Below are 25,374 nucleotides of genomic sequence, written 5' to 3'. Positions count from 1 at the left end.
AGAGCTCTAATCCAGTCGGTCAGAATTTGCGCGCAAGTTATCAGTTTGTTGGAAAACTTCAACCTGCGCTTAGTGGTGCTTTTTTAATCGCCGGTAAGGTCACCTTTCGGGGAAGCCCCGGGTAATGCCACCATCACCCCAACTATGTTTAACTTTATTCCAAGTAAAACAGTTGGGAACCATTATGACCCAGGAATCACCCGTACTCGTTGAGCGCCAGGGCGCGCTTGGTAAATTGACGCTGAATCTGCCCAAAGCACTCAATGCCCTGAATCTCGATATGATCGATATTCTCGCCGCCCAGCTCGATGCCTGGGAGCAGGATGAGAGTGTTGGCTGTATCTGGATCGATGGGGCAGGGGAGAAGGCATTGTGCGCCGGTGGCGATGTGGTGGCGTTGCACCGGGAGTCCGGCAGCTACGGTGAGCAGGGTGCGAGCCGATTTGTGCAGGACTTTTTTACCCACGAGTACCGGCTCGACTACCGCATTCATACTTACTCCAAACCGATCGTGGTGTGGGGCAATGGCATCGTGATGGGTGGTGGTATCGGCATTATGAGTGGTGCCAGTCACCGCATCGTTACCGAGTCCACCCGCATGGCAATGCCGGAAATCACCATTGGCCTGTTTCCGGACGTGGGCGGCAGCTGGTTTCTGAACCGGATGCCCGGCCGCACTGGTCTGTTTCTCGGCCTCACCGGTGCCCAGTTCAACGGCACCGATGCGCTGTATTGCGGCATGGCGGACCGCCTGTTGCCGAGTGATGCGAAACAGGCGTTGATCGACAAACTGGCGGTGCTGGAATTTGCTGGGGGGGATCAGCAGGACCACGCCCGGGTCAGCCGCGCGGTGCAGTCCCTGGAATTGGGCGCGGCGGATCACCCGGCGCCGAATCTGCGCGAACACTACGATGTGATCCAGCAGCTCACGGATGCAGCGACGCTGCCGGAGGTGTACCGGGATATCGTCGGCTACAGCGGGGAAGATCCCTGGCTGCAGCGTGCCGCCAAAACCCTGAAAGCAGGCTGCCCGCTTACCGCGTGGATCGTGTGGGAACAACTGCGCCGGGCCCGGCATATGTCTCTGGCGCAGGTGCTGCAGATGGAACTGGCGCTGGCAATGAATATGTGCAGCAATGGCCAGGTAAAAGAGGGCGTGCGCGCGCTGTTGATCGATAAGGATCGCAACCCGCAGTGGCAGCCCGCGCAGATAGATGAGGTTACCGCGGAGCAGGTTGAGGCTTGTTTTGTCGAGCCTTGGGAAGGAGAGAATCCACTGGCGAACCTTGAGTAAATCGGTGGATAAGCGCAGCGCATCCACGAGCTAAACTAGAAAAATAATAAATAAATGGAGAGGGAAACATGTACCCAATCAAAAACATCGCCTTTATCGGCCTCGGCAATATGGGCGGTCCCATGGCGGCGAACCTGGTAAAGCAAGGTTTCAGGGTAACTGCGTTTGATCTGTCGGCACCGATGCTGGAAAGCGCGGTAGAAAACGGTTGTGCGAAAGCAGACAGCGCGCACGCGGCAATCGAAGGTGCCGATGCGGTGGTGTCCATGCTGCCGAGTGGTGAGGCGGTGCGCTCTTTATATCTCGGAGTACACGGCCTGTTGCAGGCGATGGATGCCAAGACCCTGCTGATCGATTGCTCCACTATCGCCGCCAACGATGCCCGCCAACTGATCGCCGCTGCCGGCGAGCGCGGTATTGATGCACTGGATGCGCCGGTATCCGGTGGCACCGCAGCGGCCACTGCCGGTACGCTTTCTTTTATGTGCGGTGGTGATGAAAGGTCCATCGAGCGGGCGCGGCCGGTGCTGGAAGCCATGGGGGCGAATATCTTTCACGCGGGGCCCGCAGGCTCCGGGCAGGTGGCGAAAATCTGCAACAACATGCTGCTCGCCATTCATATGATCGGTACCGCTGAAGCTCTGCAGCTGGGGGTGGATAACGGTCTGGACCCGGCGGTGCTGTCGGAAATCATGGGCGCCAGTTCCGGTGGCAACTGGTCGCTGGAGAAGTACAACCCCTATCCCGGCGTGATGGACAATGTGCCTGCTTCGCGGGAGTATCAGGGTGGTTTTTCCGTGGCGTTGATGCTGAAAGATCTGGGGCTGGCCATGGATACCGCGGCGGGTAGTGCCTCGTCTACGCCCTTGGGTGCCCTGGCGAAGAACCTCTATCAACTTCACGGTGGCGATCCCATCAATCGCGCTCTGGATTTTTCCTCCATTCAGAACCTGTTCCGTCGGCCAGCGGGAGACTGATAAAAGCAGCGGGGAATTTCCTGGGGATTGATTTGGATCAAGTACCAGGGCCCGCTACTGCGTAACGTACGCTGATCCAATTTCCAGAGAAAAAACGGATCAGAGGTATTTCCAGATGGCCGATGCAGACGGTTCTACAATGCCCCACTCGGGCAGGTCGAGCGACCTCACGGGTAACCAGGAGGGGAGTCCGGCAGCGGTCCTCAACACCGGGTTGCTCGAGCGCTATGCTGGCCCCTGTCCGCGCTATACCTCTTACCCGACCGCAGACCGGTTCCGTGCGCTGTGCGCAAACGATAGCGGCACACAACCCTGGGATGCGCTGAATTCTGTACAGGCGCTGTCGCTGTATGTACACATCCCGTTCTGTCGGTCCCTGTGTTATTTCTGCGCGTGCAACAAAGTCATCACTCAGCAGTACGGTCTCGCCTCGAGTTATCTCGACCATGTGCTGCGTGAAGCCGAGTGGTATCGCACACGTGTGGCGCGTGCGCCGGTTGTGCAGTTGCATCTGGGTGGCGGTACACCAACCTTTCTGAACGACGGTGACCTGCGCCGCCTGATGTTCGGTTTGGGGGACGTATTCGATTTGCGCAGTGGTGATCAAGTGGAATACAGCATCGAGGCGGACCCGCGGGTGCTGGAGTGCGAAACGTTGGAGACGTTGAGAGAGCTTGGATTCAACCGCCTGAGTCTCGGAATTCAGGATTTCAATCCGAGCGTGCAGCGCGCAATCAACCGCATCTGCAGTCCGGAACAGGTGCGCCTTCTGACCGAAGCGGCCCGCCAGTGCGGATTTGGGTCCATTTCCTATGACCTGATTTACGGTTTACCCGGGCAGGATGTGGCAAGCCTCGATAAAACACTGGATACGGTACTGGACCTGGCGCCAGACCGTATTGCGCTGTATCACTACGCGCATTTGCCGGACCGGTTTAAGGCGCAACGCCTGATCAACTCGGATTTAATGCCGCCGCCGTCGCATAAGATAGCCATGCAACTCGCGGCCAGCCAGCGCTTGACTGGGGCCGGCTACGTCTTTCTGGGGATGGATCACTTTGCGCGACCCGATGATGCGCTTGCCAGGGCCGCAGAAGAGAAGCGGCTGGCGCGGAATTTTCAGGGGTATACGCTGATGCCGGCGGATGCTCTGGTGGGGCTGGGAGCGTCGGCGATCAGTTACAGCCGCGATGGCTACTGGCAGAACCATCACAGTAACAAGGAATATGCGGCGGCTATCCAAGAGCGTGGAGAGGCCATCGCTCGAGGTTGGAATCTCAGTGATGACGATCGACTCCGCCAGTGGTTGATCATGGAGTTGATGTGCCATCTGCGAGTGAGCCGATCGGACATCCAGGCCAGAACCGGGCAGCCATTTGAGCATGCTTTTGCCGTGGAACTGGCGCGGTTACAGCCGATGTTTGCCGACGGGCTGCTGGGATTAAATAACCGTGACCTCTACGTCACCGAACGCGGGCGCTGGTTTTTGCGCAATGCGGCCGCTGCATTTGATACTTATCTGCATCGCCCGGACCAACACGCCCGATACTCGCGGGTGCTTTGACAGCATGCTGGGGATACAATTCATGCAGGCATTGGTGCCTGTCCATAAAATATAAAGTCCCGGTAACGAGATGAAAGAGACTTCTTCAGCCGTCAGTTGTGGCAACTGTTCCGTTCGACGCCTGTGCCTGCCCATGGGGCTGAGCGATGGGGATATCGAGCGCCTGGAGCAGGTGACCCGCAAGAAAAAAATCATCAAAGCCGGGGAGACTTTGTTCCGCGCGGGAGACCCTTTTACCAACCTTTACGCCATTCGCTCGGGCAGTTTCAAGTCCGCGGTCATTGGCGCCGGAGGCGATGTACAGGTTACGCACTTTGCGTTACCGGGCGAACTGCTGGGGCTCGATGCTTACAGCGGCAGTATTCACCCTGGGTATGCTGAAGCGCTGGAAGAAAGTAGTGTGTGCGTACTGCCGTTTACGCAGCTGGAAGGACTTGCGCAGCAAGTGCCCGCCTTGCAGAAGCAGATATACAGCATTTTTTCCGAGGAACTGAAACAGGAAAATGAAGCCCTGCTGCTTTTGGGCAAGCGCTCGGCGGAAAGTCGGCTGGCGGCTCTATTGATCAATATATCCAGCCGCTATTCCCGCCGCGGTTATTCCGCCAGCGAGTTTGTGCTCTCCATGTCGCGTATGGATATTGCCAACTACCTCGGTCTCACCGCGGAAACGGTCAGCCGCCTGATCAGCCGTTTTCAAAAACAGCAGCTGATCAGTGTGCAGGGACGGTCGGTGTCGATAAAGGATCTTATTGCCCTTAGTGAACTGGCGGGAACACACTGTAGTTACGAGGGCTAGTTTGTCTGTACCCCTATGGCAGGGGTACAGACGAGAGCTATCACGGACCGGCCACCACTGATGATCAGAAGTAGTAATCTTCCAGCTCGATCTCTTCCCAGTCATAGACCAGGTGGGCACCATCGGCGGTTATCAGGCTGACCTTGTCGGCCTCCAGACATTCGGACCAGTCAACTCTGTTTAAATCCACCATCTCTGCGCCACCGTGCACTTTTACCAGGGAATCCTCCCAGGCCTGGTGACAGTAGCGGGGTATTTCCCCCTGAACGATCAACTCCCGGCCGAGGTACTTTTCGTAATCCAGCTGTGGAACCGAATTCAGGTGATAGCGTTCTTCCGAGCCCATCAGATAGAACTTGCCGTTTTCCTCAACCAGCAGACCTGTCGCGGTCAGAGGCTGCGGAGCCTGATTTGTCGCGCATCCGGCAAGAAGCAACAGCGGAAGCAGGAAGCCTTTTCGAGAAGTCATAATTATTACTCTTTAGTTACTTGTTACTAAAAAGTAACAAACGACGATTGCAATAGCGTTGCAGTTTTGTTGCGCTACTTCAACCCTCGCCGGCAAGCCGGGTCAGGCCGCGTCGCTGTTCTTCTCCTTGTGGCCATCCTTCAGATGCAGGGCAACCTGCTTTTCCAGACCTTCCAGTGCGTACGCCTGACCGAAACCTTTCACGTAGCGGCCGGCGCTGGGTTTCAGTTCGAACAGATGGAAATCTTCCAGATCTTTCAGATGATCCATTACCGGGCCAAATTTTTCCCGTAGCTGCTCGATACGTTGCAACCACAGTTCCTCACCGCGGCCGACAATACTGGCTACCACATTGAAGGTGACACGCAGGCGGGCGAAGGCCTGTTTGGTGTCCGCTTCGTCGGCATTGAATATCACCGACGCCTTGCTGTTGGCCTTGAGGTTGGCACAGTGCTCGGACAGATCGGAGATGTACAGGTAGAAATTGCCATCGGCGGCCAGAAAGGGCGCGGTGCTGGCGTGGGGCTGGCCGTCTGCGGCGAGGCTGGCAAGGTTCAGCAGTTTGCGGGTGGCAATAAAGTCGCGAACTTCGGCCACCAGGTCGGCGCCGTCACTGGTTTTCTGCGCTGCTTGTTGTTCGTTGTGTTCGGTCATGTCCGAATCTCCCCTCAGGAATGTGCAGCACTGGCGCCTGCCAGTTGCTGTTTTAATTGTTTGAATCGCTCGACCTGCTCTGGAATGAGTTTGCGCTCGGCATCCCGGCCCAGGAATACTTTGAATACACAGTTGCCGCTGGGGGCGAGAAAGACCATGGAGTGACTTTCGGACCCGCGGTGGGGTTTGCTGACAAAGGCGACTTCGGCCAGCGCTTCGACCAGCAGGTGGCCGTGGAAGGGGTTTTTGTGGTGCATGAAGTTGTAGTAGCCGTGGGCGATGCTGCCTTTGGGAAACTCGCCTTTAAATTCAAACACGGAGCCTTCGTTCTGAACGATGGCGGTGACTTTGCCCCAGGTGGGCAGTTCTTCAATCAGTTGCCAGACGGCGTCGCTGCCGGCGAGGGATGCCATTTCGGTCGGCAGGTTGGCAATAATCTCGCGCACGCTGGTATCAAGCTGTTTCGCCATTTGCTCCAGAGTAAAGCCAGATTCACTGGCAAGCAGTTCCTGTACTTTGTCTTGCATAAGCAATACCAATAGATAATCCGTTTTAATCCGCTACCACACATATAGCCGAGTCAGTGGTGGCCATTGCGTAAACGATTGCCGATGAGGTTGTTTGCGCGGTGGCCACCACTGATTCGGCGGGCTACGGAGCTGTCGACTCCGCGAGCCGCGGCCTTCGGGGTACTTACTAGTCAAACAACCTAGCGGCAATCGTTTGCCAAGTAAGTTCCCCGGAGGTCGCTCGTTTGTGGTGGATTTCGATTTTGACTGTTTCGATCAGAAACGGTAGCTGGCAGACAGTTTAATGTTGCGGCCTGGCATATACAGTTCCTGGAAGGCTACTCGGTACTCTTCGTCCGTGAGGTTATCCAGGGCCAGGCCCAGCTTGATACCGTTCAGGCTGCCAGCGGCCGGTTCCCAGGTTACATAGGCATCGGCCAGGGTGTAGCTGTTGTACTCGTTGGTCACTTCTTCCGGCAGTTGGTCCTGGGCAGAAACTACAGAGGTGCGCAGGCCTGCTTTCAGGTCGCGCTGCAGGAAGTAGTGGCCTACATCCAGCACGAACTTGTCCGCGGGAATACTGCTCAGATAACTGTCGTCGGACAGGTCTTTACCTTCGGTCTGACCGTAGCTTACGCCCACCGCCAGGTCGTTCACCAGATAGTTGGTGCTCAGTTCAAAACCCTTCAGTTCCGCTTCGTCCACGTTCAGATACGTCGTATTCATCGGGAAACCGAAAACCGGGTGCGGGTTGATCACTACCTGCTCGATAAAGTTGTCCACTTTATTGCGGAACACAGATGCACTGGCGGTCAGCTGGTCGTTTTCGGTGGCGAGGCCGCTGAAGGCGAAGTCGGCGCGCAGCTCGGTGTTGGCGGCTTCTTCAGACTCCAGGTCCGGATTGGGGATAAACGTGTTGGCGAGAAAGCCCATACCCATGAAGCTGAAGTCGCCGTAGGCGTAGTGAGTGCCCTGGGTGTACATCTCCTCCACGCCCGGTGCGCGGAAAGCTTTGGCGTAGCTGGCGCTCAGGTTCAGCCAGTCGGTGGCTTTGACGGAGGCGGCGATGGATGGGGAGACGGCGGTGTCTTCGCGGGCGGATTCGCTCAGCTGCTGGCTTTCGGCTTCGAAGCGGTCGTAGCGCACGCCCGGGGTCAGGGTGAATAGGTCACCGAAGGTGAAGGCGGCCTGAGCATAGAGGCCGAGGACGTTTGTGTCGGCATTCAGGTTTTCGGGACGGTTGTCGCCGTCGCGCACGGTGGTGACGTCATCCTGGTACCAGTCGAGGCCGTAAACCCACTGGGCGTCGAGGCCTTCGGTGGCCCAGTTGGTGGAATTGGTCAACGCGAGGCCGGTGGTGGTGACTTCGGTGTTGTCGTTCTGCCCATCCTCACCCTGGGTGGGGCGGAATTCGTCGAACTGGGTGTCGTTGCGATAGAGGGTGAGCTTGGAGGTGTGTTTGCCTTCCAGTGCCTGTACCCAGTAATTTGCAGTGACGTTCTGATCGGTAATGTCGCGCTCAACCAGCGGGGAGCTGGTACCAACGTTGGTATTGGGGTTGGAGGGTACGCCTTCTTCGCGGTTGTTGTGGCGGAAGGACAGGTCGATGCGCTGGTTGTCGCTGATCTTGAAGCCGCCGCGAGCAAGCAGGGCGGTGTTTTCACTGGCGCTGTTTTCCAGCTCTTCGCCACTGCCGATTTCCACGTTGTCATGCTCGGATACGGAGCCGTTTACCAGATAATCGAAATCACCAGCCAGGCCGTAGACGGCGGCGGTGGTTTCGGTGGAATCACCGTTGCTGCCCAGTTCCTGTTTCAGATAGCCGCCCAGGGTGTCGCTGCTTTTCAGCAGGTCCGCAGAGCTCTTGGTGGACATGGCCACCACACCGCCGATGGCGCCGGAGCCCCACAGGCTGGAGGCGGGGCCTTTCTTCACTTCTACCTGTTTCAGCAGTTCCGGATCCAGCTGGTAGGTGCCGCGGTGGCCGGAATTGAAGTTCTGGCGGGCACCGTCGATGGTTTGTAGTACACGCACGCCGGACAGACCGCGGATATTCGGAGCCTGGTTGGAGTAACGAGGGCCGCCGATCACTTCGATATTGGGCTCGTATTTCAGGGCCTGGGCAATGGATTCCGGTTGCTGTTCTTCCAGTTGGGTGCGCTCAATCGCTACCGTACTGGCGTCTTTCTCCCGTGCTGCGGGGTTACGGTCTGCGGCGACCAGTATCTCGCCAAACCGGATTATCGGCTCTTCGCTATTAGTGGCGGTTGTCTGTGCCGCGGCGGTCCCCGAGCAGAGTGCCAGTAGTACTGCGGCAAGTGGATTTAATTGCAAACTCTTGAATTGGCCCATGGTGGTGTCCCCTTTTTTCATTCCCTGGTGATTACCGTTGTGGCGGTATGTCGCTGTTGCCAACTGGTACGGATGCGCCGCATCATATTCCTGGTAAATCATATTGTAAATGCAAACAATTATCGTTTGATGTTTTTTTGGCGAGTTGGTAGCCTTCGCGCTGCCGGGTGTTCAATCGGGACATCTGTACCGGTGAGGGGCGGGACGCCTTCAATCTTATCGGCAAACCGGAAGCGCAAATACAGGGCATCGGGAGTTGCGGGGCAGGTGGACAGAAAGTGCGGGGTATCACCGTGAAATGGCGCATGGTCACAATGATGGCCCTGTCCTTCATGCTGCATGGATGGCTGCTCTGGGCTGCGCCGGTACGGGAATTACAGGCGCCCTCGGGGGTAGTGGCACTGAAGCTGGGGCAGGTAAAGCTCGCCTCTGCGGCTGCGCCGGAGAGGGCAGTGGCACGATCGGAGAAAGTCGTCGAGCAACCACTGCCAGAAGCGCCTGAGCTCTCCAGGCCCCCAGTGAAACCGGCTAAAAAGAATCCGTTAGAAAAAAAAGTCGAGGCGGAAGAGGCAGACACGGAAAAGCCAGAGTTGGTTGAGCCACCCAAGCCCTCGTCGGTTAAGGGGGGCATTGCCGAGCCCGCGCTAAGCCAGTCATCCAGCGCACCGGCCCCGGCAAAGTTGCAGAGTGTCAGCGAAGAACCGGTACTCGTAGAGCGCCCGGCCTTTGCCAGCCCGCCCGGCGCGCCGGTCTATCCGGAACTGGCGCGGCAGCGCCGTCAGCAGGGTACGGTGGTGGTGGAAGTACAGCTGGATCACAACGGCGCGCAAGTGGTGCGACGCCTGTTGCGGTCTTCCGGCGTAGACAGCCTGGACGAAGCCGCACTGAAGGCGGTAGCGGGGTGGCGGTTCCTGCCCTACCGGGAAAATGGTCAGGCGCGACTGTCGCGCGTGCAATTGCCCATTCGGTTTTCTTTGTAAGTCTTAATGGCAAACGTCGTAATGTCGTAATAAAGAACGAGAGCGATATGTTCGAGCATCAAACCTGGCGAGAACTTTTCCTTCAGCTTGGCCCCATGGGCTGGCCTTTATTGGTGGTGTCCGCGGTAGCGTTGGCGCTGCTCGGCGAGCGCCTGTGGTTCCTGCTGACCACCGGCCATCGGGGAATCAGTAGTTCTTTCCGGCGCTTGCAATGCGCCGGTGCTCACGAGCTGGATGCATTGAGCGGCCAGTGCGAACGGGAGCAGGCACTGGCCAGCCGCGCTATAGCGCTGCTACTAAAGCATCGGCAGGCGGAGAGGCCCCAGCGTGAAGAAATTGCCGCAGTGTGGCTGCAGGATCAGCGCCGACAGTTACACAGCGGCCTGCGTCTGTTGATGGTGATCGGGATTGTCAGCCCGTTGATGGGGCTGCTGGGCACGGTGTTGGGATTGATCGGTATGTTTGCCGGTCTCGCCGGCAGCAGCGATCCAGTTACCCCGGCGCTATTGGCGGACGGGTTGGGAATGGCACTGAGTACTACGGCCGCGGGCCTGATGGTCGCGCTGCCGGCCATTGCCGGCGCGCACTTGCTGGCGATCTGGAGCGACCGCGTGGTGGCCGACCTCGAACACCTGTTCAATCGCGGCAACCTGTGGCTGGAAGGTCTGGATCCATGCTGCAACACACCTGACGCCTGCGTACGTGAGGCGGACCGTCTTGCGGTGCCGGCGCAGTGATCAATATCAATCCGCCAGACAGGCGGGAGTACTCCCTAGCCAATCTGACACCAGACCTGACTCCGCTGCTGGATATTATCTTTATCGTATTGGTGTTTTTGTTACTCACCGCCAATGTGCGGCTGTCGTCATTACCCATGGATCTACCCGCCAGTGAGTATACGACGGCCATATTGCCCGCTGATCCCATTACGGTTTCCCTTACCAACCACGGGCCGAATCTGTGGGGTATCGGAGATCGCGGCTACAGTAATCAGACGGAGTTTGAACAGGCGTTACTCGCCGCTCTGGCCGCAGAGCCTGCGCGGCCGGTAGCTCTGGCCTCGGATCGCAATGTGCCGGTCCAACGTATGCTGGATTTATTCGCGCTGCTGCAGAAGCAGGGGGTGGACGTCGCGGAAATTGCCATGCAGCCCCCTGCGGTAGTGCCCTGAAACTGAAAACTACTGTTTGGGAAATGTGCTTCTAATCGATTGGACTCGAATGATGATTTTTTCAATAACCCGTCCTCTGAAACGTTCTTTCAATCATATCGTCGCTGCGGCCGCACTTCTTTGTATGGGCTCGGTGGCGGACGCCGCGCCGGAGCGGGTGATCAGTACCGGCCACTCCATCACTGAACTGGTGCTGGCCCTGGGGGCCGGTAACAGCCTCATCGCGGTGGATTCCTCCACACGTCTGCCGGCGGGTTTCAAAAAAGTACCGGTGATCGGTTACTACCGTCAGTTGCCGGTGGAAGGAATGCTGGCACAGAACCCGCAGCTTTTAATTGGTGGTGAACATATGGGCCCGGCAAACACCCTGACCCTGCTGGAAAATGCCGGTGTAAAAATTGTGAAACTGCCGGAAGCAGAGAATGGTGAGCAGCTGATTGCCAATATCGACCGACTGTCTAAAGTGCTGGAAAAGCCGGCTGCTGAGTTGACCAAAAATGTAGTGGCTCAGTTGCGTGAATTGAAACGTGCCCGTACCTCTCTATCTGAAGCACCGCGTATTTTATTTGTCCGCACTCAAGAGGGCCGCGGTCTCAAAGCCGCCGGCACCGGCACCAGCCCGGATAGCCTGATCCGCATGGCGGGCGGTGCAAATGCGGTGGATTTTTCCGGTTACAAACAACTCTCTGACGAAGCGCTGATTGAGTTGCGCCCGGACTGGATTCTGTTTTCCAGCGATCAGGATGCACAGTTGCAAGGCGGCGCGGCATTGTTGGAATGGCAGCCGCTTTTAAAGCTGACCCCGGCCGGCAAAAACGGCGCTTTCTTTTCTGTAGATGGTTTTGCGCTGCTCGGCGGTATGGGGCTTGCCAGCCTGAAGGAGGCGAAAAAGTTGAACGAAAAGTTTTCCGGAAACTGATCTTGCTATGTAGCGTCACCTTCGCCCCAAAGTAGTTTACATGGAGCCCCCACCCTTGGAATTTCGCCTGAGTGACAAAAGCCTGCTGCCAGCACTGATCGCGCTGTTGCTGTTGGGGAGTTGTATTTCCCTTGCGGTGGGCGCCATGACCATCGGCTGGCGGGATGTGCTCGCCGGGCTGATGCAGTGGAGCTGGCCGGGTATTCTGGATCAGGATGTGCCGGAACAGTACGCGCTGGTGCTGGGTGAAATCCGCCTACCGCGTTTACTGCTCGGGTTGATTGTCGGCGGCACCCTCAGCGTGTGCGGTGCGGTGATGCAGGGTATGTTCCGCAACCCATTGGCGGAGCCTGGCATTATCGGTATTTCCTCCGGCGCCGCCGTGGGCGCTGGCATCGTGCTGGTGTTTGGCGGCGTGCTGAGTGTTTGGCTGGGCGCATTTTACGAAAAGTTGCAATGGCTGCTGTTGCCCGCATTCGCCAGCACGGGAGCAATTATGGCGACCTGGCTGGTGTATATCCTCGGTGACCGCGGTCGCTCGGTGGTAATGATGCTGCTCGCCGGTATCGCCATTTCCGCGCTGGCCGGTGCCGCCCTTGGGATGTTCGCTTACGTGGCCACCGACACGGCGCTGCGGGATATGACCATGTGGCAGTTGGGTTCGCTGTCCGGGGCAACCTGGACCAGTGTGCTGGTGACAGGTTTTATTTTTGCCTTTAGCGCCGGCCTGTTGTGGGCGCGGGCGAATGATCTGAATGCGCTGCTGTTGGGTGAGTCGGACGCGCGGCATCTGGGCGTGGATGTGATCGGACTGAAGCGGCAGATTATCGTGCTGAACGGTATCGCCGTGGGCGCTGCGGTTTCGGTATCGGGAATTATAGGCTTTGTGGGTTTGGTGGTGCCGCATATCGTGCGCCTGCTGCGCGGGCCGGATCACCGTTACCTGATTCCCTACAGTGCCCTGCTTGGCGGTCTGTTATTGACCGTGGCCGATACCATCGCGCGCAGCGTCTTCGCACCGGCGGAAATGCCGGTGGGGATTATTACCGCACTACTGGGTGCACCTTTCTTCCTGTTCCTGCTGTGGCAACAGCGCCAGCAGATTTTCTAAGGGGAGGTTGCCCTATGTTGATGAAAAGTTTGTTGGAAATTTCCGATCTCTCGATCCAGTACCCGCGCGCGGCATCGCCGTTGCTGGAGCATATATCCCTGGGTTTTGCCTGCGGTGAAGTCACCGCGCTCCTTGGCCCCAACGGCTGCGGCAAAACCTCGCTGCTGCGTGCCATCAGCGGTGAGCTGGATTATTCCGGTCGCATTCACCTGTTCGGCCGCCCGCAGGCAGACTGGTATCGTTCCCAGAGCGAACACCGCGCCCTGGCGCGCCGCTACGGCCTGCTGGCCCAGCACTCCAACCTGAATTTCGCCTTTACTAGCCGCGAAGTGGTGCAGCTGGGGCTTGGCCCGGGCAGCCTGTCGCGGGTGGAGCAGGGCGATCGGGTAGAGCACTTTATGCAGCGCGCGGATGTATGGCATCTGCGTGACCGACTTTTCCCCAGCCTGTCCGGCGGTGAAAAACAACGGGTGCAGCTGGCACGGGTCCTGTCCCAGCTCAGCCTTGCGGAACCCGGTGAAGAAAAGATCCTGCTGCTGGACGAACCCACCTCCGCCCTCGACCTCAAGCATCAGCACCAGGTACTGGCGCTGGCAGGTGAAATCGCCGGTGAAAATACCGCCGTTGTCGCCGTGCTCCATGACCTCAATCTTGCCGCCCGTTATGCGGATCGCATGGTGATGCTGGCCAATGGCCAGGTTCAGGCGGACGGCACCCCCGCCGCGCTGCTGCAGCCGGACCTGGTGGAGCGGGTTTACGGCTACCACGGGCAGTTGGTGGACGTGGCGGGTTACAGCGCTCTGCTGTGATTTTGGTGTACTGCACGGATTGTTGAATGCCGCGACAGTTGGTACGCCCGCATCCAAGGATTCTGCCGGCGTCGCCAACATGAACCGAGTGGGGCGCTGAATTGAATTTGTTTCAAGTGCACCCTTTGCGCCGCAGTGCCTCCCTTGGTGTACAATGCGCCGCTTTCTGGGGGCGGGCCGGTCACAAACGGGTCGGGATTTGCCCTTGTCGAGATTATGCTTGCGCGATTCGCGCCTTATCATCCGAGGGAATACCATGTTTGATAAATCCGTCACCCTTTCTTCCTACGATCCCGATGTGTGGTCCGCCATTCAGGACGAAGACCGCCGCCAGGAAGAGCACATCGAGCTGATTGCCTCGGAAAACTACACCAGCCCGCAGGTGATGGAAGCCCAGGGCACCAGCCTTACCAACAAATACGCCGAAGGCTACCCGGGCAAGCGCTACTACGGCGGCTGTGAGTACGTCGACAAGGTAGAAGCCCTGGCTATTGAGCGCGCCAAGGAGCTGTTCGGTGCCGACTACGCCAACGTTCAGCCGCACTCCGGCTCCCAGGCCAACGCCGCGGTTTACCAGGCGTTGTGTGCACCCGGCGACACCGTACTCGGTATGAGCCTGGCCCACGGTGGCCATCTGACCCACGGTGCCAAGGTCAACTTCTCCGGCAAAATCTACAACGCAGTGCAGTACGGTCTGAATCCGGAAACCGGCGAAGTGGACTACGAAGAAGTCGAGCGCCTGGCGCTGGAGCACAAGCCGAAGATGATCGTGGCCGGCTTCTCCGCCTACAGCCGCATCATGGACTGGGCCAAGTTCCGCACCATCGCCGACAAGGTTGGCGCCTACCTGATGGTCGATATGGCGCACGTTGCCGGCCTGGTTGCCGCGGGCGAATACCCGTCTCCGGTACCCCACGCAGACGTGGTGACCTCCACCACCCACAAAACCCTGCGCGGCCCTCGCGGCGGTATCATCATTGCCAAGGCCAATGAAGAGATCGAGAAGAAGCTGAACAGCGCAGTATTCCCAGGCGGCCAGGGCGGCCCGCTGATGCATGTGATCGCAGCAAAAGCGGTTTCCTTCAAGGAAGCCATGAGCCCCGAGTACAAGGCCTACCAGAAGAAAGTGGTCGAAAACGCCCGCGCTATGGCCGAGACCTTCCTCGACCGCGGTATCAACATCGTTTCCGGCGGCACCGACGACCACCTGATGCTGGTGGACCTGATCGGCAAGGAATACACCGGTAAGGATGCGGACGAAGCCCTGGGCAATGCCAACATCACCGTGAACAAGAACGCCGTCCCCAACGACCCGCGCTCCCCGTTCATCACCAGCGGCCTGCGTGTGGGCACCCCGGCGATCACCACCCGTGGCTTCGGCGTGGAAGAGACCAAGCAGCTCACCCACTGGATCTGTGACGTGCTGGACGCGCTGGAGAAAGGCAGCCCCGAGGCGACCATTGCCGAAGTGAAGGCCAAGGTACTGGAGATCTGCGCGAAGTTCCCTGTCTATCAAGGGTAAGTGCTCCCAGCGAATCTTCGGCTCTGAGCCCAGGCGGCCCCATATGGGGCCGTTTTTGGTTGTGGGTGGCAGACCCCGGGGGGCGAAATGTTAGAATCCCGCTCAAAGCAGATGAGAGCATGTCCATGAACAAAAGACAGGTAGAGCAGATACTGAACCGGGCCGACGAGCGCTGTCGGGCCAAGGGCGTGCGCTTTACCGAAAAGCGGCAGAACATCCTGCGGGCGCTGCTGAAGTCACCGGTGCCGCTTTCCGCCTACGAGATTGCCGATGTATACCGGGAAGCGACCGGTGAGACCATTCAGGCGATGTCGGTGTATCGCATGCTCGATTTCCTAGTGGAAAACAGCCTGGTGCACAAACTGGCATCCGCCAACAAGTTTGTAGCCTGCTCTCATATCGCCTGTAGTCACGACCATCAAACCCCACAGTTCCTGATCTGTGAACGCTGCGGTGCGGTGAAAGAGATTGGCATCAAGGGAGATGTCATCAAGTCCCTGCAGAAGGGCGCTTCCAGTGCAGGCTGGCAGTTGCTGAGCCCGGCGTTGGAGTTGCCCTGTCTTTGCGACCGGTGCGCCGCCTGAGCCTGTCCGTCCCGCCCGCTATGCAATTACCCCGGCGCGCAAGGCGTGGGCACTTCTGTGGTAAACTCCGCGCATTTTCCGAACGGGCCAAATCCTCATGCACTGTCCTTTCTGCAGCGCAGACGAAACCAAAGTCGTAGATTCCCGCCTGGTGGCCGATGGCGACCAGGTGCGGCGCCGTCGTGAGTGTCTGCAGTGCCACGAGCGCTTCACCACCTTTGAAACCGCCGAGCTGGTGCTTCCGCGGGTCGTCAAGCAGAACGGCCAGCGCGAACCCTTCAACGAAGACAAGCTGCGCGCGGGCATTCAGCGCGCGGTGGAGAAGCGCCCGGTGAGTACCGAGCGGGTTGAGGCTGCGGTGGCCCAGATTAAACACGCCCTGCAGGCCACCGGTGAGCGCGAGCTCCCCGCCATGCATATCGGCGAGCTGGTCATGGAACAGTTGCGCGAGCTGGACCAGGTCGCGTTCGTGCGCTTTGCCTCGGTGTACCGCCGGTTTGAAGATGTCAGTGATTTCAGCGATGAGATCGAGCGTCTGAATACGCCCAAGGGAGCGGATCAGTGATTATTACCCCCCGTGAACTGATGGCGCGCGCGGTCCAGTTGGCCGAGCGCGGCACCTACACCACCATGCCCAACCCGCGGGTGGGCTGCGTGATTGCCGATGCCGAGGGCAATATTGTCGGTGAGGGCTGGCACAAGCGCGCCGGCGAACCCCATGCGGAAATCGAGGCCCTGAACGACGCCGGTGAGAAGGCGAAAGGCAATATCGCCTATGTGACCCTGGAACCCTGCAGTCACACCGGCAAGACCGGTCCCTGTGCCGACGCCCTGATTGCCGCTGGCGTGGCCAAAGTGGTCTTCGGCATGGAAGACCCGAACCCCAGCGTCAGCGGGAAAGGGTTACAGAAACTGCGCGATGCGGGCATTGAAGTGGAAGGCCCGTTGCTGGAAGAATCCTGCCGGGCGCTGAATCCGGGCTTTATCAAGCGCATGACCCTGGGCCTGCCCCTGGTGCGGACCAAATCCGCCATGAGCATCGACGGCCGTACCGCCATGGCCAGTGGCGAATCCAAGTGGGTCACCGGCCCCGCCGCCCGCGCCGATGTGCAGAACCTGCGCGCGCGCAGCTGCGCCATCGTTACCGGCGTGGATTCGGTGCGTCACGACAACCCGAACATGAACGTGCGCCCGGAAGAAATGGCGCTGCCGGAGGCGGAAGCCACCGCTGCGGCAGAGAAGCAGCCCCTGCGGGTGATCGTAGACAGCAAACTGCGCACCCCGGCCAAGGCCTTTATTTTGCAGGGTGACGCCCCCACATTGGTGGTCACCACCGAAGCGGCGGACAGCGAGCGCCGCGCACGGCTGGAAAAGACCGGTGCCGAGGTGCTGGTACTGCCTGCGGATAAAGAAGGCCGCGTACACCTGGGCGAACTGCTAAAAGAACTCGCCCGCCGCGAATGCAATGAGGTGCTGGTCGAGAGCGGTGCGACCCTCTCCGGCGCCTTTATGTACCAGGGCCATGTGGATGAAATCATCGTCTACGTGGCGCCCAAGATCCTCGGCTCCAGCGCCAGACCGCTGTTCGAGCTACCGATTGAGCGCATGGGGTCCATGCTGCCCATCACCATTACCGATATGCGCGCAGTCGGCCACGACTGGCGCATTACCGCGACAACCGATATTGAGCGGTAAGCGCGAGGGTGCTTCTAAAAAGCAGGATTTTCGCGCGAGGGCTAGGAAGCCCCGCGCACAGGACCGGAATGTATATAAATACATGAGGACCCGAGCACGGAGCTGACGACGCCCTCTCGTCAAAAGACAATTTTTAGGAGTGCCCGGATTGTTTACTGGAATTGTTGAAGCTGTAGGCGAAATTACCGCCCTGCAACCCAAGGGGGGCGACCTGCGTCTGCGGGTAAAAACCGGCAAGCTGGACCTGTCCGACGTCAAACTCGGCGACAGCATCGCCACCAACGGCGTCTGCCTGACGGTGGTGGACCTGCCCGGCGACGGCTACTGGGCCGACGTCTCCGCCGAGACCCTCGCGGTCGCCACATTGCAGGACTGGAAACTGGGTGACAGGGTCAACCTGGAAAAGGCCCTGACCCCGCAGACCCGCCTCGGCGGCCATATGGTCAGCGGCCACGTGGACGGCATCGGCGAAGTGGTGTGGCGCAAACAGACCGCCCGCGCCGAACAGTTTCGCCTGCGCGCCCCCAGCGAGCTGGCCAAATACATCGCCCACAAGGGCTCCATCACCGTCGACGGCACCAGCCTTACGGTGAATGCGGTGGACGGCGCCGAGTTCGAACTCACCATCGTGCCCCACACCATCGCGGAAACTGTGATCGGTGGCTATCAGGCGGGCACCAAGGTGAACCTGGAGGTGGACCTGATTGCGCGCTACCTGGAGCGGCTACTCTTGGGAGATGCCGCCGCCGAGCCCAGGAGCGAAGGGCTGACCATGGAATTTTTGGCGCAGCACGGGTTTTACAAGGCCTAAACGAGAGGGCCTGAAGGCTCCCACAACATTATTGAGAGAGTTATGGAACTGAATAGCGTTGAAGAACTGATCGACGATATCCGTCAGGGCAAAATGGTCATCCTGATGGACGACGAAGATCGCGAGAATGAAGGCGACCTCGTCATAGCCGCCGAGCAGGTGCGCCCGGAAGACATCAACTTCATGGCCACCCACGCCCGCGGCCTGATCTGCCTGACCCTGACCGGCGACCGCTGCGAGCAGCTCGACCTGCCGCTCATGTCCCGCGACAACGGCGCTCAGTTCAGCACCAACTTCACCGTCTCCATTGAAGCCGCCGAAGGCGTCACCACCGGCATCTCCGCCGCCGACCGCGCCCGCACCATTCGCGCCGCCGTCGCCCGCAATGCCAAGCCTTCCGACATCGTCCAGCCCGGCCACATCTTCCCGATCAAAGCCCAGCCCGGTGGCGTATTGAGCCGCGCCGGCCACACAGAAGCCGGCTGCGACCTCGCACGTTTGGCCGGCTTCGAGCCGGCCGCCGCCATCGTCGAAATCATGAACGAAGACGGCACCATGGCCCGCCGCCCGGACCTGGAAAAATTCGCCCAGCAGCACAACCTCAAGATCGGCACCATCGCCGACCTGATCAACTACCGTGCCCTGAACGAAAAAACCGTCGAGTGCGTCAACCAGCGCAATGTGCACACCGAATTCGGCGAATTCAAACTGCGCACCTACCTCGACAAAGCCCGCCGTGAACGCCACTTCGCGTTCAGCCTCGGTGACTTCCAACCAGAAGAGCCCACCCTGGTGCGCGTCCACGTCGCCAGCACCCTGCGCGACGTATTCTCCCTGCGCCGCGGCGACGAAAAATACGAACCCTGGACCTTCCGCAACGCCCTGAAAAAAGTCGCGGAAGAGGGCAAGGGGGTAGTGGTCGTGATCTGCCACAACGAAACCACCGAGGAAATCGAGGAAAGCATCGACTGGCTGATCAGCGGCAAGCAGCAGCGTCCGAGCCAGGACCTGGTGTACAAACAGGTCGGCACTGGCTCGCAGATTCTGCGCGATCTGAAAGTGCGCAAAATGCGCTTGATGAGTGCACCGTTTAGATTCAGCGCCATTTCCGGATTTGATCTGGAAGTGGAAGAGTATCTGAACGCGGAAGAAATCTAAGACAAATTACACTGGTGGGTAATACCACCAATGTACAACTTGAAGGTGGAGTGCCGGGTATCAGTTTTCAGGAGCGTCGCAAACAGGATGTTTGCGCCGCAGTGCCCAGGGATGGGTTCACAGCGGTCCTGAAAACTGATACCCGGTGCTCCACCGCCACTGCACCAGGACCCGAAGCATGAAAAGGGACCCGCAGGGAACTACCAGAAAACGGAAAAGACCATGAGCAATATCAAAGTAATCGAAGGGGATTTCGTAGGCAGCACCGGTAAATACGCGCTGCTGGTAAGCCGCTGGAACAGCTTCGTAGTAGAAAGCCTCAAAGACGGCGCCCTCGATACCCTGCGTCGCAAAGGCATCAAAGAAGAAGACATCACCATCTACTACGCACCGGGCGCCTTCGAATTCCCGCTCGCCGCGCAGAAGATTGCCGAAACCAAAAAGTTCGACGCCGTAATCGCACTGGGCGCCGTCATCCGCGGCGGCACCCCACACTTCGAATACGTCGCCGGCGAATGTACCAAAGGCCTCGCCCAGGTCTCCATGAACACCGGCATTCCTGTGACCTTCGGCGTCCTCACCGTAGACTCCATTGAGCAGGCCATCGAACGCTCCGGTACCAAAGCCGGCAACAAAGGCTGCGAAGCCGCCGAGACCGCCCTCGAAATGGTCTCCCTGATCAGCAAAATCTGATTGAGAAATCACTGAAATGACCGTAACCGCATCCGCCCGCCGCAAGGCCCGCCACTACGCCATGCAGGCCCTGTACCAGTGGCAAATGGCAGGCTCCAGCCTGAACACCATTGAAGCCGAGTTTCATGCCGACAACGACATGAGCAAAACTGACGTGGCCTACTTTCGCGAACTCTTCCACGGTGTAGCGAAAAATCTCGACGAAGTCGAAGGCGCCTACAGCCAGTACCTTGATCGCGACGTCGAAGAACTGGACCCGGTATCCCGCGCCCTGTTGCGCATGTCTACCTATGAGATGAAAAATCGCGTCGACGTACCCTACAAGGTCGTCATCAACGAAGCCGTCGCCCTGGCGAAAAAATTCGGCCCCACCGACGCGTTTAAATTTATCAACGGCATCCTCGACAAAGTTGCGGCGAAAGAGCGCAGTGTCGAAGTAAAGGCCGACAAAGGCTAAACCGCCCATGCCCGGCCCCGGTGAATTTGAATTGATTCGGGAGTACTTCAGCTCCCGTTTTCAGACCGGAGCCCGGCCGGGCAGTGCGGCAAATACGGTGGTACTGGGGATTGGCGACGACTGCGCGCTATTGAATCCCCCTGCTGGCAAAACACTCGCCACCAGCGTCGATACCCTGGTGGCAGATGTGCACTTTCCCGCGAACGCAGATCCTTACCGCATCGCCAGCCGCGCATTGCGCGTCAATCTCTCCGACCTCGCCGCCATGAATGCCGAGCCCCTGTGGTTCACCCTCGCGCTTACACTGCCGGAAAGCGACCCGGAGTGGGTGGAACCTTTCGCCCGTGGTTTGGCGGAAACGGCGCATGCATACGGTGTCGTTCTGGTGGGAGGCGATACCACCAAGGGGCCTCTGTCTATCACCATCCAGGTCACCGGCGCCTGTGAAAAACCGCTGCGCCGCGACGGGGCCAGCGCTGGCGATATTGTGTTTGTTTCCAATCAGCTGGGCGCCGCCGCTGCAGCGCTGCCGATCGCGCTCGGTGAGATGGAAGGCACTGTTGAACAGCGTCAGCAGATGGAAGCCGCGTATTATTTTCCCGAGCCGCAGTTCGCCGTGGCCCGCGCCATTGGCAATTACGCCAGCGCCGCACTGGATATTTCCGACGGGCTGCTTGCGGATCTCTCGCATATCTGCGAAGCGAGCAAACTTGGCGCAGAGCTGGAATTGGAAGAGCTCCCGGTAGCCGGACTGGCGCAGTCGATGAATGCGGAATGCAATACGGAAAGCGCACTGGAAACCGCACTCACCGGCGGGGACGACTATCAACTGTGTTTCACCGTTCCCGGACAGCACCTGGATACTGTGGATAAGCTGAACCTGCCAATCACCGCCATTGGTCGCATGAGTGCAGAACCGGGTATCCGCTGTCGTTTGCATGGCAATCCTTGGCAGCCGCGCGGTTCCGGTTACCGGCATTTTTGACGGTAAAGATTGATGGAAAAGAATGACGGGTAAACAAAACATAATGATGAGCGAGAAAAAGACCCCGCTGCCAACGCCGACATTTTCCGAGCTGCTTCGCAGCCCGGTCATGCTGCTGGCATTTGGTTTCGGCTCCGGTCTTGCCAGAAAAGCGCCGGGAACCTTCGGTACCCTGGCTGCAATTCCTTTCTGGTACGGCCTGCAGTTTCTGTCACCGGTCGCCTATATGGGCGTGATCCTGGTGACGTTTATTCTCGGCTGTTACCTGTGCGGCGCCTCCTCGAAAAAGCTCGGTGTGCACGATCACGGTGGTATCGTGTGGGACGAATTTGTCGGCTACTGGCTCACCATGTTTATGGCCCCCGCCGGCTGGCTGTGGGCCGTGTACGGCTTTGTACTGTTCCGGATTTTTGATATCGCAAAACCTCAGCCTATCGGCTGGGTCGATCGCCGGGTTCACGGTGGTCTGGGAATTATGCTCGACGATATACTGGCGGGCATCTATGCCGCGCTGGTGTTACAGGGCACGGCATACCTGATTCACATTCTCTGAGGCAGGACGCCCATGAAAATACACAACCTGTTGGTATCAATCGCTCTCGCGCTGTCACCGCTGGTTAGCAACGCACAGGACGTGCGCTTGCAGGCGATCTTCGGCACCAGTGCCATGTTTGAAATTGATGGCAAACAACGGTTGCTGAAGTCCGGGAAAACGTCGCCGGAAGGGGTCAGGCTGGTTTCGGTTACCAGCGATTACGCACTGGTGTTGATTGATGGCCGAGAGCAGAAACTCACCCTGGCGGCACCGGTAGCGGCGAATTATCAGCAGGTGGAGCGGGCGGAGGTGCGCCTTAACGCAGACAGTCGTGGTCACTACAGCACCACCGCCTGGATTAATGGCCGCCGGGTGGATGTGATGGTGGATACCGGCGCGACCAGTATCGCGTTCAACTACCCCACCGCAAAGAGCCTAGGGTTGGATCTCGCCCGCGCGCGACCGATGACCGTCTCCACCGCCAGCGGTGTGGAGAAGGCCTATCGCCTGAATCTCGCCAGCGTCACTATTGGCGGTATTACCGTTCACAACGTGGATGCCACGGTGCTGGGAAGTGACTTTCCTCAGGTGACTCTGTTGGGCAACAGTTTTTTGAGCCGCGTGGATATGCAGCAACAGGATGGCCTGTTGTTGCTGCGCGCGCGCAATTGATCACGCATTTTGATGGATTACGAGGTATCAGTTTGACCATTCGTTTTGTGGAATCCTGCAAACTGCCCACTTCCTGGGGCATGTTCGAGATGCACGGTTTTGAAGAAGTGGAAACCGGCAAGGAACATGTGGTTCTGAGCATGGGGGATCTGGATACGGATGAGCCGGTGCTGGCCCGTATTCATTCCGAGTGCCTGACCGGGGATGGACTGTTTTCCCTGCGCTGTGATTGCGGTGCCCAGTTGCAGCACGCCATGCATCGCATTGCCACCGAGGGACGGGGTGTGGTTTTCTATCTGCGCCAGGAGGGCCGCGGGATCGGTCTGTTGAACAAGATCCGTGCCTACCACCTTCAGGATGCGGGGGCGGATACGGTGGAGGCCAATGAACAGCTGGGATTTGGCGCGGATATGCGCGACTACTCGATTCTGAAGCCGATGATCGAGCACCTGGGGATCCAGTCGATTCGCCTGATGACCAACAACCCCCGCAAGGTAAAGGCACTGCAGGATCTGGGTGTGGAGGTCAGTGAGCGCCTGCCACATCAGTCCGGTCGCAATCCCCACAATGTGAACTACCTGTCCACCAAAAAGGGCAAGCTGGGGCACCTGTTCGACGACGAGAGCGGTACCGAGGAGGGGTGAAGGTGGAAATGGTGACTGCGAGCCGCTTTCGCTGTCACAAACCTTTCATAAAACCGTCACGGTAAGGCAACGGGAAAACGCCAATCTATACGTGAGCAAGATGCAGAGCGCGAGAAATGCTCAGGAAGAGCAAATCAGTTACTCAGGGACAGCGTGCTCAGAAATTGTGTCTATACTCAAAGTTATCTGATCGTTGGCGGTCGAGAAAGGTGATGTACCTCCAGCGCTAAGATATAAGGGCCGGCTTTATGCCGGCTTTTGTTTTTGTGTTTTATGTGCCGTCGAGACAAATGACATCCATGTCATTTTTCTCTCCGACGCAATCGAAAACGCTGGCGCAGAGGCGTGGCTCTGCTGGGTTTTCGATTGCTCGCGCCGGCCTGCGGCCGCGGGCGCTACCTCCTGTAGCGCTGGGCACTTCGTAGCCCGTCTGTTTTTCTATCCTATTGCACAGGGGCGGCTGCCCTGCTAAATTGCGCGAAATTACACCAGCGGAGGCTTGTTGATGAGTGTATCCAACCCCCGCCGGGCCAGCCGCGACTGACCGTAACCTAGTCAGCCACCTGCCCGGCAAGTTCCCTTTTTGTCGGGTTCCCTCGGAACCCCTGAAAAACTACTGCGCGTCTGCCTGGCGATTCCCGGCGGTGCTCGGAATGCTCATGTACTTAAGTACACTCCGCTTCCTGCGCTCCGGCGGTAACCACCAGACAACCGCTCGCTACGTTTTTCAGCGGTCCCGCCCGGAAACCCCATCCAATCGTGCCTGTGTCCAGAATAGCTCTGGATATGAGGCTAGAATGATCTGTGCCTGACAGTCACAAAATCGTGTCAGGCACCTTTGAGGGTTTAGGACATTGAGTAAATCCCTGATTTCACGCCGCCCGGCATTTCGGCGCGGTGCCTCTCCGTGTACGGACAATAACCGTCAGGCCAGTATTTCGCCGCTTAACGCTCTTGGCTGGAAGCCGTTCTTTCAGCAACAGCTGAGCCTGGACGAGTTGAGCGAGTGCGAGCCGGTCAAGGTGATGGCGGTGCATCGCAGTCAGATTGAAGTGGCAGGTGACGCCGGTGACGAGGCGGTGCTGGTAAACGGCCCGCTGTTTGAAGGCGTGGCCGAGCGGCCCACGGTGGGCGACTGGCTGTTGCTGGAGCGGGAAACCCGCAGGCCGGTCCGCAGGCTCGACCGCGTCAGTCTGTTCAAGCGCATGGCGCCCGGGGCCAAGCAGGCGCAGCTGATCGCGGCGAATGTGGATAACGTGCTGATCGTTTCCTCGTGCAATCACGACTTCAACCTGTCGCGGGTAGAGCGCTACCTGGCTCTGGTGAAAGAAGCCGGTTGTCGCGCCTGTCTGGTGCTTACCAAGGCGGACCTGGACCAAGACCATGAACAGTATCGCAACGCCCTCAACGGGTATCGCGACCTGCCAGTGGTGTTAGTGAACGCGTTGGATGCCGAGAGTGTGGAGCCGCTGCGCGAATACTGCCGCAGTGGAGAAACCCTGGCGCTGCTGGGCTCATCCGGTGTGGGTAAATCCACGCTGTTGAACAATCTCGCCGGCACCGAGCTGGCCGAGACCTGTGGTATCCGCGAGGACGACAGCAAGGGCCGGCACACCACCCGGCACCGTGCCCTCTACGCCATTCCCGGTGGTGGCTTGCTGCTGGACAGCCCGGGTATGCGTGAGCTTGGACTCGCCGATGTAAGCGAAGGGCTGGCGGCAACCTTTGCGGATATCAGTGCACTGGCCGCAAAATGCCGCTTTGCCGATTGCGCCCACCAGTCGGAACCCGGTTGTGCGGTGCAGGCGGCGGTCGATTCCGGCGAGCTGGACGAGCGACGTCTGCGCAACTGGCGCAAGCTGGAACGGGAAGTGGCGCGCAACAGCAAGACGCTGGCGGAAACCCGTGCGGACGACCGTGCCCTCGGGCAGTTTTACCGCTCGGTGCAGAGCCACGCGCGGGCCCATAAAAAGCGTGTCGACTGACTGTTAACACCCGTGCAACGCGATAAAC

27 protein-coding genes and 1 other RNA gene are annotated in these 25,374 nt (G+C 58.8%); 24 read left to right on the top strand and 4 right to left on the bottom strand.

Annotation, left to right across the window (positions count from 1 at the left end):
- Window positions 1–184: 184 nt before the first annotated feature.
- The 4 genes from AAFH99_RS16520 to fnr all read left to right on the top strand — a co-directional run bounded on the left by AAFH99_RS16520 (window position 185) and on the right by fnr (window position 4,631).
- On the top strand, window positions 185–1,294 hold the full coding sequence (locus tag AAFH99_RS16520) for an enoyl-CoA hydratase/isomerase family protein (RefSeq protein WP_406828286.1): 1,110 nt from the start codon (window positions 185–187) through the stop codon (window positions 1,292–1,294).
- A 68-nt stretch (window positions 1,295–1,362) separates the two neighbouring features.
- A complete protein-coding gene (mmsB, locus tag AAFH99_RS16515) occupies window positions 1,363–2,271 on the top strand; it encodes a 3-hydroxyisobutyrate dehydrogenase (RefSeq protein ID WP_406828285.1) in 909 nt (302 codons plus the stop codon).
- Window positions 2,272–2,386: 115 nt separating this feature from the next.
- Window positions 2,387–3,835, top strand: a complete 1,449-nt coding sequence (hemN, locus tag AAFH99_RS16510; protein ID WP_406828284.1) for an oxygen-independent coproporphyrinogen III oxidase — start codon at window positions 2,387–2,389, stop codon at window positions 3,833–3,835.
- 70 nt (window positions 3,836–3,905) lie between these two features.
- On the top strand, window positions 3,906–4,631 hold the full coding sequence (gene fnr / locus AAFH99_RS16505) for a fumarate/nitrate reduction transcriptional regulator Fnr (protein ID WP_043319286.1): 726 nt from the start codon (window positions 3,906–3,908) through the stop codon (window positions 4,629–4,631).
- Window positions 4,632–4,695: 64 nt separating this feature from the next.
- On the opposite strand, the gene AAFH99_RS16500 is transcribed toward fnr, so the two are convergent.
- From AAFH99_RS16500 to AAFH99_RS16485, 4 genes are all read right to left on the bottom strand, one after another.
- Window positions 4,696–5,100, bottom strand: coding sequence for a hypothetical protein (locus AAFH99_RS16500; protein ID WP_043319284.1), 405 nt, complete (start codon window positions 5,098–5,100; stop codon window positions 4,696–4,698).
- A 102-nt stretch (window positions 5,101–5,202) separates the two neighbouring features.
- Window positions 5,203–5,754 carry a HugZ family protein gene (locus AAFH99_RS16495; protein ID WP_043319282.1) on the bottom strand — a complete coding sequence of 184 codons (552 nt, stop codon included), beginning with the start codon at window positions 5,752–5,754 and terminating at the stop codon, window positions 5,203–5,205.
- Window positions 5,755–5,768: 14 nt separating this feature from the next.
- Window positions 5,769–6,281, bottom strand: a complete 513-nt coding sequence (hutX, locus tag AAFH99_RS16490; RefSeq protein WP_231491844.1) for a heme utilization cystosolic carrier protein HutX — start codon at window positions 6,279–6,281, stop codon at window positions 5,769–5,771.
- Between the two features lie 258 nt (window positions 6,282–6,539).
- Window positions 6,540–8,717 carry a TonB-dependent hemoglobin/transferrin/lactoferrin family receptor gene (locus AAFH99_RS16485; protein WP_051687177.1) on the bottom strand — a complete coding sequence of 726 codons (2,178 nt, stop codon included), beginning with the start codon at window positions 8,715–8,717 and terminating at the stop codon, window positions 6,540–6,542.
- 65 nt (window positions 8,718–8,782) lie between these two features.
- On the opposite strand from AAFH99_RS16485, the gene AAFH99_RS16480 reads away from it, so the two are divergent.
- The 20 genes from AAFH99_RS16480 to rsgA all read left to right on the top strand — a co-directional run bounded on the left by AAFH99_RS16480 (window position 8,783) and on the right by rsgA (window position 25,346).
- The gene (locus tag AAFH99_RS16480) at window positions 8,783–9,595 is read left to right on the top strand and encodes a TonB family protein (protein WP_406828283.1); all 813 of its coding nucleotides are present in this window, start codon (window positions 8,783–8,785) and stop codon (window positions 9,593–9,595) included.
- A 47-nt stretch (window positions 9,596–9,642) separates the two neighbouring features.
- Complete coding sequence (locus AAFH99_RS16475; RefSeq protein ID WP_043319278.1) at window positions 9,643–10,332, top strand: MotA/TolQ/ExbB proton channel family protein; 690 nt, start codon at window positions 9,643–9,645, stop codon at window positions 10,330–10,332.
- Window positions 10,329–10,766 (top strand): biopolymer transporter ExbD, encoded by a 438-nt coding sequence (locus AAFH99_RS16470; RefSeq protein ID WP_051687175.1) that lies wholly within the window; start codon window positions 10,329–10,331, stop codon window positions 10,764–10,766. The genes AAFH99_RS16475 and AAFH99_RS16470 overlap by 4 nt, the downstream gene beginning before the upstream one ends.
- A gap of 49 nt (window positions 10,767–10,815) precedes the next feature.
- Window positions 10,816–11,685 (top strand): hemin ABC transporter substrate-binding protein, encoded by an 870-nt coding sequence (locus AAFH99_RS16465; RefSeq protein ID WP_406828282.1) that lies wholly within the window; start codon window positions 10,816–10,818, stop codon window positions 11,683–11,685.
- Between the two features lie 55 nt (window positions 11,686–11,740).
- The gene (locus AAFH99_RS16460; protein ID WP_406828281.1) at window positions 11,741–12,796 is read left to right on the top strand and encodes a FecCD family ABC transporter permease; all 1,056 of its coding nucleotides are present in this window, start codon (window positions 11,741–11,743) and stop codon (window positions 12,794–12,796) included.
- 14 nt (window positions 12,797–12,810) lie between these two features.
- Window positions 12,811–13,605, top strand: a complete 795-nt coding sequence (locus AAFH99_RS16455; RefSeq protein ID WP_406828280.1) for a heme ABC transporter ATP-binding protein — start codon at window positions 12,811–12,813, stop codon at window positions 13,603–13,605.
- A gap of 256 nt (window positions 13,606–13,861) precedes the next feature.
- Complete coding sequence (gene glyA, locus AAFH99_RS16450) at window positions 13,862–15,127, top strand: serine hydroxymethyltransferase (RefSeq protein ID WP_043319271.1); 1,266 nt, start codon at window positions 13,862–13,864, stop codon at window positions 15,125–15,127.
- Window positions 15,128–15,252: 125 nt separating this feature from the next.
- Window positions 15,253–15,711, top strand: coding sequence for a Fur family transcriptional regulator (locus AAFH99_RS16445; RefSeq protein ID WP_043320404.1), 459 nt, complete (start codon window positions 15,253–15,255; stop codon window positions 15,709–15,711).
- 97 nt (window positions 15,712–15,808) lie between these two features.
- Window positions 15,809–16,276: a transcriptional regulator NrdR gene (gene nrdR / locus AAFH99_RS16440; RefSeq protein ID WP_043319270.1), complete on the top strand. Its 468-nt coding sequence runs from the start codon at window positions 15,809–15,811 to the stop codon at window positions 16,274–16,276.
- A gap of 20 nt (window positions 16,277–16,296) precedes the next feature.
- Entirely contained in the window at window positions 16,297–17,406 is a 1,110-nt protein-coding gene (ribD, locus tag AAFH99_RS16435; RefSeq protein ID WP_406829192.1) for a bifunctional diaminohydroxyphosphoribosylaminopyrimidine deaminase/5-amino-6-(5-phosphoribosylamino)uracil reductase RibD, read from the top strand.
- Window positions 17,407–17,554: 148 nt separating this feature from the next.
- Window positions 17,555–18,217, top strand: coding sequence for a riboflavin synthase (locus AAFH99_RS16430; RefSeq protein WP_406828279.1), 663 nt, complete (start codon window positions 17,555–17,557; stop codon window positions 18,215–18,217).
- A gap of 42 nt (window positions 18,218–18,259) precedes the next feature.
- The gene (gene ribBA / locus AAFH99_RS16425) at window positions 18,260–19,375 is read left to right on the top strand and encodes a bifunctional 3,4-dihydroxy-2-butanone-4-phosphate synthase/GTP cyclohydrolase II (RefSeq protein ID WP_043319266.1); all 1,116 of its coding nucleotides are present in this window, start codon (window positions 18,260–18,262) and stop codon (window positions 19,373–19,375) included.
- Window positions 19,376–19,597: 222 nt separating this feature from the next.
- The gene (gene ribE, locus AAFH99_RS16420; protein WP_043319264.1) at window positions 19,598–20,068 is read left to right on the top strand and encodes a 6,7-dimethyl-8-ribityllumazine synthase; all 471 of its coding nucleotides are present in this window, start codon (window positions 19,598–19,600) and stop codon (window positions 20,066–20,068) included.
- A 16-nt stretch (window positions 20,069–20,084) separates the two neighbouring features.
- Window positions 20,085–20,525, top strand: a complete 441-nt coding sequence (gene nusB / locus AAFH99_RS16415; RefSeq protein WP_043319262.1) for a transcription antitermination factor NusB — start codon at window positions 20,085–20,087, stop codon at window positions 20,523–20,525.
- A gap of 7 nt (window positions 20,526–20,532) precedes the next feature.
- Window positions 20,533–21,510 (top strand): thiamine-phosphate kinase, encoded by a 978-nt coding sequence (gene thiL / locus AAFH99_RS16410; RefSeq protein WP_406828278.1) that lies wholly within the window; start codon window positions 20,533–20,535, stop codon window positions 21,508–21,510.
- Window positions 21,511–21,553: 43 nt separating this feature from the next.
- Window positions 21,554–22,063, top strand: a complete 510-nt coding sequence (locus tag AAFH99_RS16405; protein ID WP_231491834.1) for a phosphatidylglycerophosphatase A — start codon at window positions 21,554–21,556, stop codon at window positions 22,061–22,063.
- Window positions 22,064–22,075: 12 nt separating this feature from the next.
- Window positions 22,076–22,717, top strand: coding sequence for a TIGR02281 family clan AA aspartic protease (locus AAFH99_RS16400; RefSeq protein ID WP_051687172.1), 642 nt, complete (start codon window positions 22,076–22,078; stop codon window positions 22,715–22,717).
- A 32-nt stretch (window positions 22,718–22,749) separates the two neighbouring features.
- Window positions 22,750–23,361 (top strand): GTP cyclohydrolase II, encoded by a 612-nt coding sequence (gene ribA, locus AAFH99_RS16395; protein ID WP_043320400.1) that lies wholly within the window; start codon window positions 22,750–22,752, stop codon window positions 23,359–23,361.
- Between the two features lie 659 nt (window positions 23,362–24,020).
- Window positions 24,021–24,094, top strand: a non-coding RNA gene (locus tag AAFH99_RS16390) — sX9 sRNA.
- A gap of 121 nt (window positions 24,095–24,215) precedes the next feature.
- Window positions 24,216–25,346, top strand: coding sequence for a ribosome small subunit-dependent GTPase A (rsgA, locus tag AAFH99_RS16385; protein WP_406828277.1), 1,131 nt, complete (start codon window positions 24,216–24,218; stop codon window positions 25,344–25,346).
- Window positions 25,347–25,374 lie beyond the last annotated feature (28 nt).

The organism is Microbulbifer sp. ARAS458-1 (genome assembly GCF_045348205.1).
In the GTDB taxonomy this organism is placed as follows: domain Bacteria; phylum Pseudomonadota; class Gammaproteobacteria; order Pseudomonadales; family Cellvibrionaceae; genus Microbulbifer.
This window is presented reverse-complemented; position numbering and strand designations above follow the sequence as displayed.

Bases quoted from the DNA above. Each gene is read 5' to 3' on its own strand.
- AAFH99_RS16520 (WP_406828286.1), top strand. From the start codon at position 185: ATGACCCAGGAATCACCCGTACTCGTTGAGCGCCAGGGCGCGCTTGGT.
- mmsB (WP_406828285.1), top strand. From the start codon at position 1,363: ATGTACCCAATCAAAAACATCGCCTTTATCGGCCTCGGCAATATGGGC.
- hemN (WP_406828284.1), top strand. From the start codon at position 2,387: ATGGCCGATGCAGACGGTTCTACAATGCCCCACTCGGGCAGGTCGAGC.
- fnr (WP_043319286.1), top strand. From the start codon at position 3,906: ATGAAAGAGACTTCTTCAGCCGTCAGTTGTGGCAACTGTTCCGTTCGA.
- AAFH99_RS16500 (WP_043319284.1), bottom strand. From the start codon at position 5,100: ATGACTTCTCGAAAAGGCTTCCTGCTTCCGCTGTTGCTTCTTGCCGGA.
- AAFH99_RS16495 (WP_043319282.1), bottom strand. From the start codon at position 5,754: ATGACCGAACACAACGAACAACAAGCAGCGCAGAAAACCAGTGACGGC.
- hutX (WP_231491844.1), bottom strand. From the start codon at position 6,281: ATGCAAGACAAAGTACAGGAACTGCTTGCCAGTGAATCTGGCTTTACT.
- AAFH99_RS16485 (WP_051687177.1), bottom strand. From the start codon at position 8,717: ATGATTTACCAGGAATATGATGCGGCGCATCCGTACCAGTTGGCAACA.
- AAFH99_RS16475 (WP_043319278.1), top strand. From the start codon at position 9,643: ATGTTCGAGCATCAAACCTGGCGAGAACTTTTCCTTCAGCTTGGCCCC.
- AAFH99_RS16465 (WP_406828282.1), top strand. From the start codon at position 10,816: ATGATGATTTTTTCAATAACCCGTCCTCTGAAACGTTCTTTCAATCAT.
- AAFH99_RS16455 (WP_406828280.1), top strand. From the start codon at position 12,811: ATGTTGATGAAAAGTTTGTTGGAAATTTCCGATCTCTCGATCCAGTAC.
- glyA (WP_043319271.1), top strand. From the start codon at position 13,862: ATGTTTGATAAATCCGTCACCCTTTCTTCCTACGATCCCGATGTGTGG.
- AAFH99_RS16445 (WP_043320404.1), top strand. From the start codon at position 15,253: ATGAACAAAAGACAGGTAGAGCAGATACTGAACCGGGCCGACGAGCGC.
- nrdR (WP_043319270.1), top strand. From the start codon at position 15,809: ATGCACTGTCCTTTCTGCAGCGCAGACGAAACCAAAGTCGTAGATTCC.
- ribD (WP_406829192.1), top strand. From the start codon at position 16,297: ATGGCGCGCGCGGTCCAGTTGGCCGAGCGCGGCACCTACACCACCATG.
- ribBA (WP_043319266.1), top strand. From the start codon at position 18,260: ATGGAACTGAATAGCGTTGAAGAACTGATCGACGATATCCGTCAGGGC.
- ribE (WP_043319264.1), top strand. From the start codon at position 19,598: ATGAGCAATATCAAAGTAATCGAAGGGGATTTCGTAGGCAGCACCGGT.
- nusB (WP_043319262.1), top strand. From the start codon at position 20,085: ATGACCGTAACCGCATCCGCCCGCCGCAAGGCCCGCCACTACGCCATG.
- thiL (WP_406828278.1), top strand. From the start codon at position 20,533: ATGCCCGGCCCCGGTGAATTTGAATTGATTCGGGAGTACTTCAGCTCC.
- AAFH99_RS16405 (WP_231491834.1), top strand. From the start codon at position 21,554: ATGATGAGCGAGAAAAAGACCCCGCTGCCAACGCCGACATTTTCCGAG.
- AAFH99_RS16400 (WP_051687172.1), top strand. From the start codon at position 22,076: ATGAAAATACACAACCTGTTGGTATCAATCGCTCTCGCGCTGTCACCG.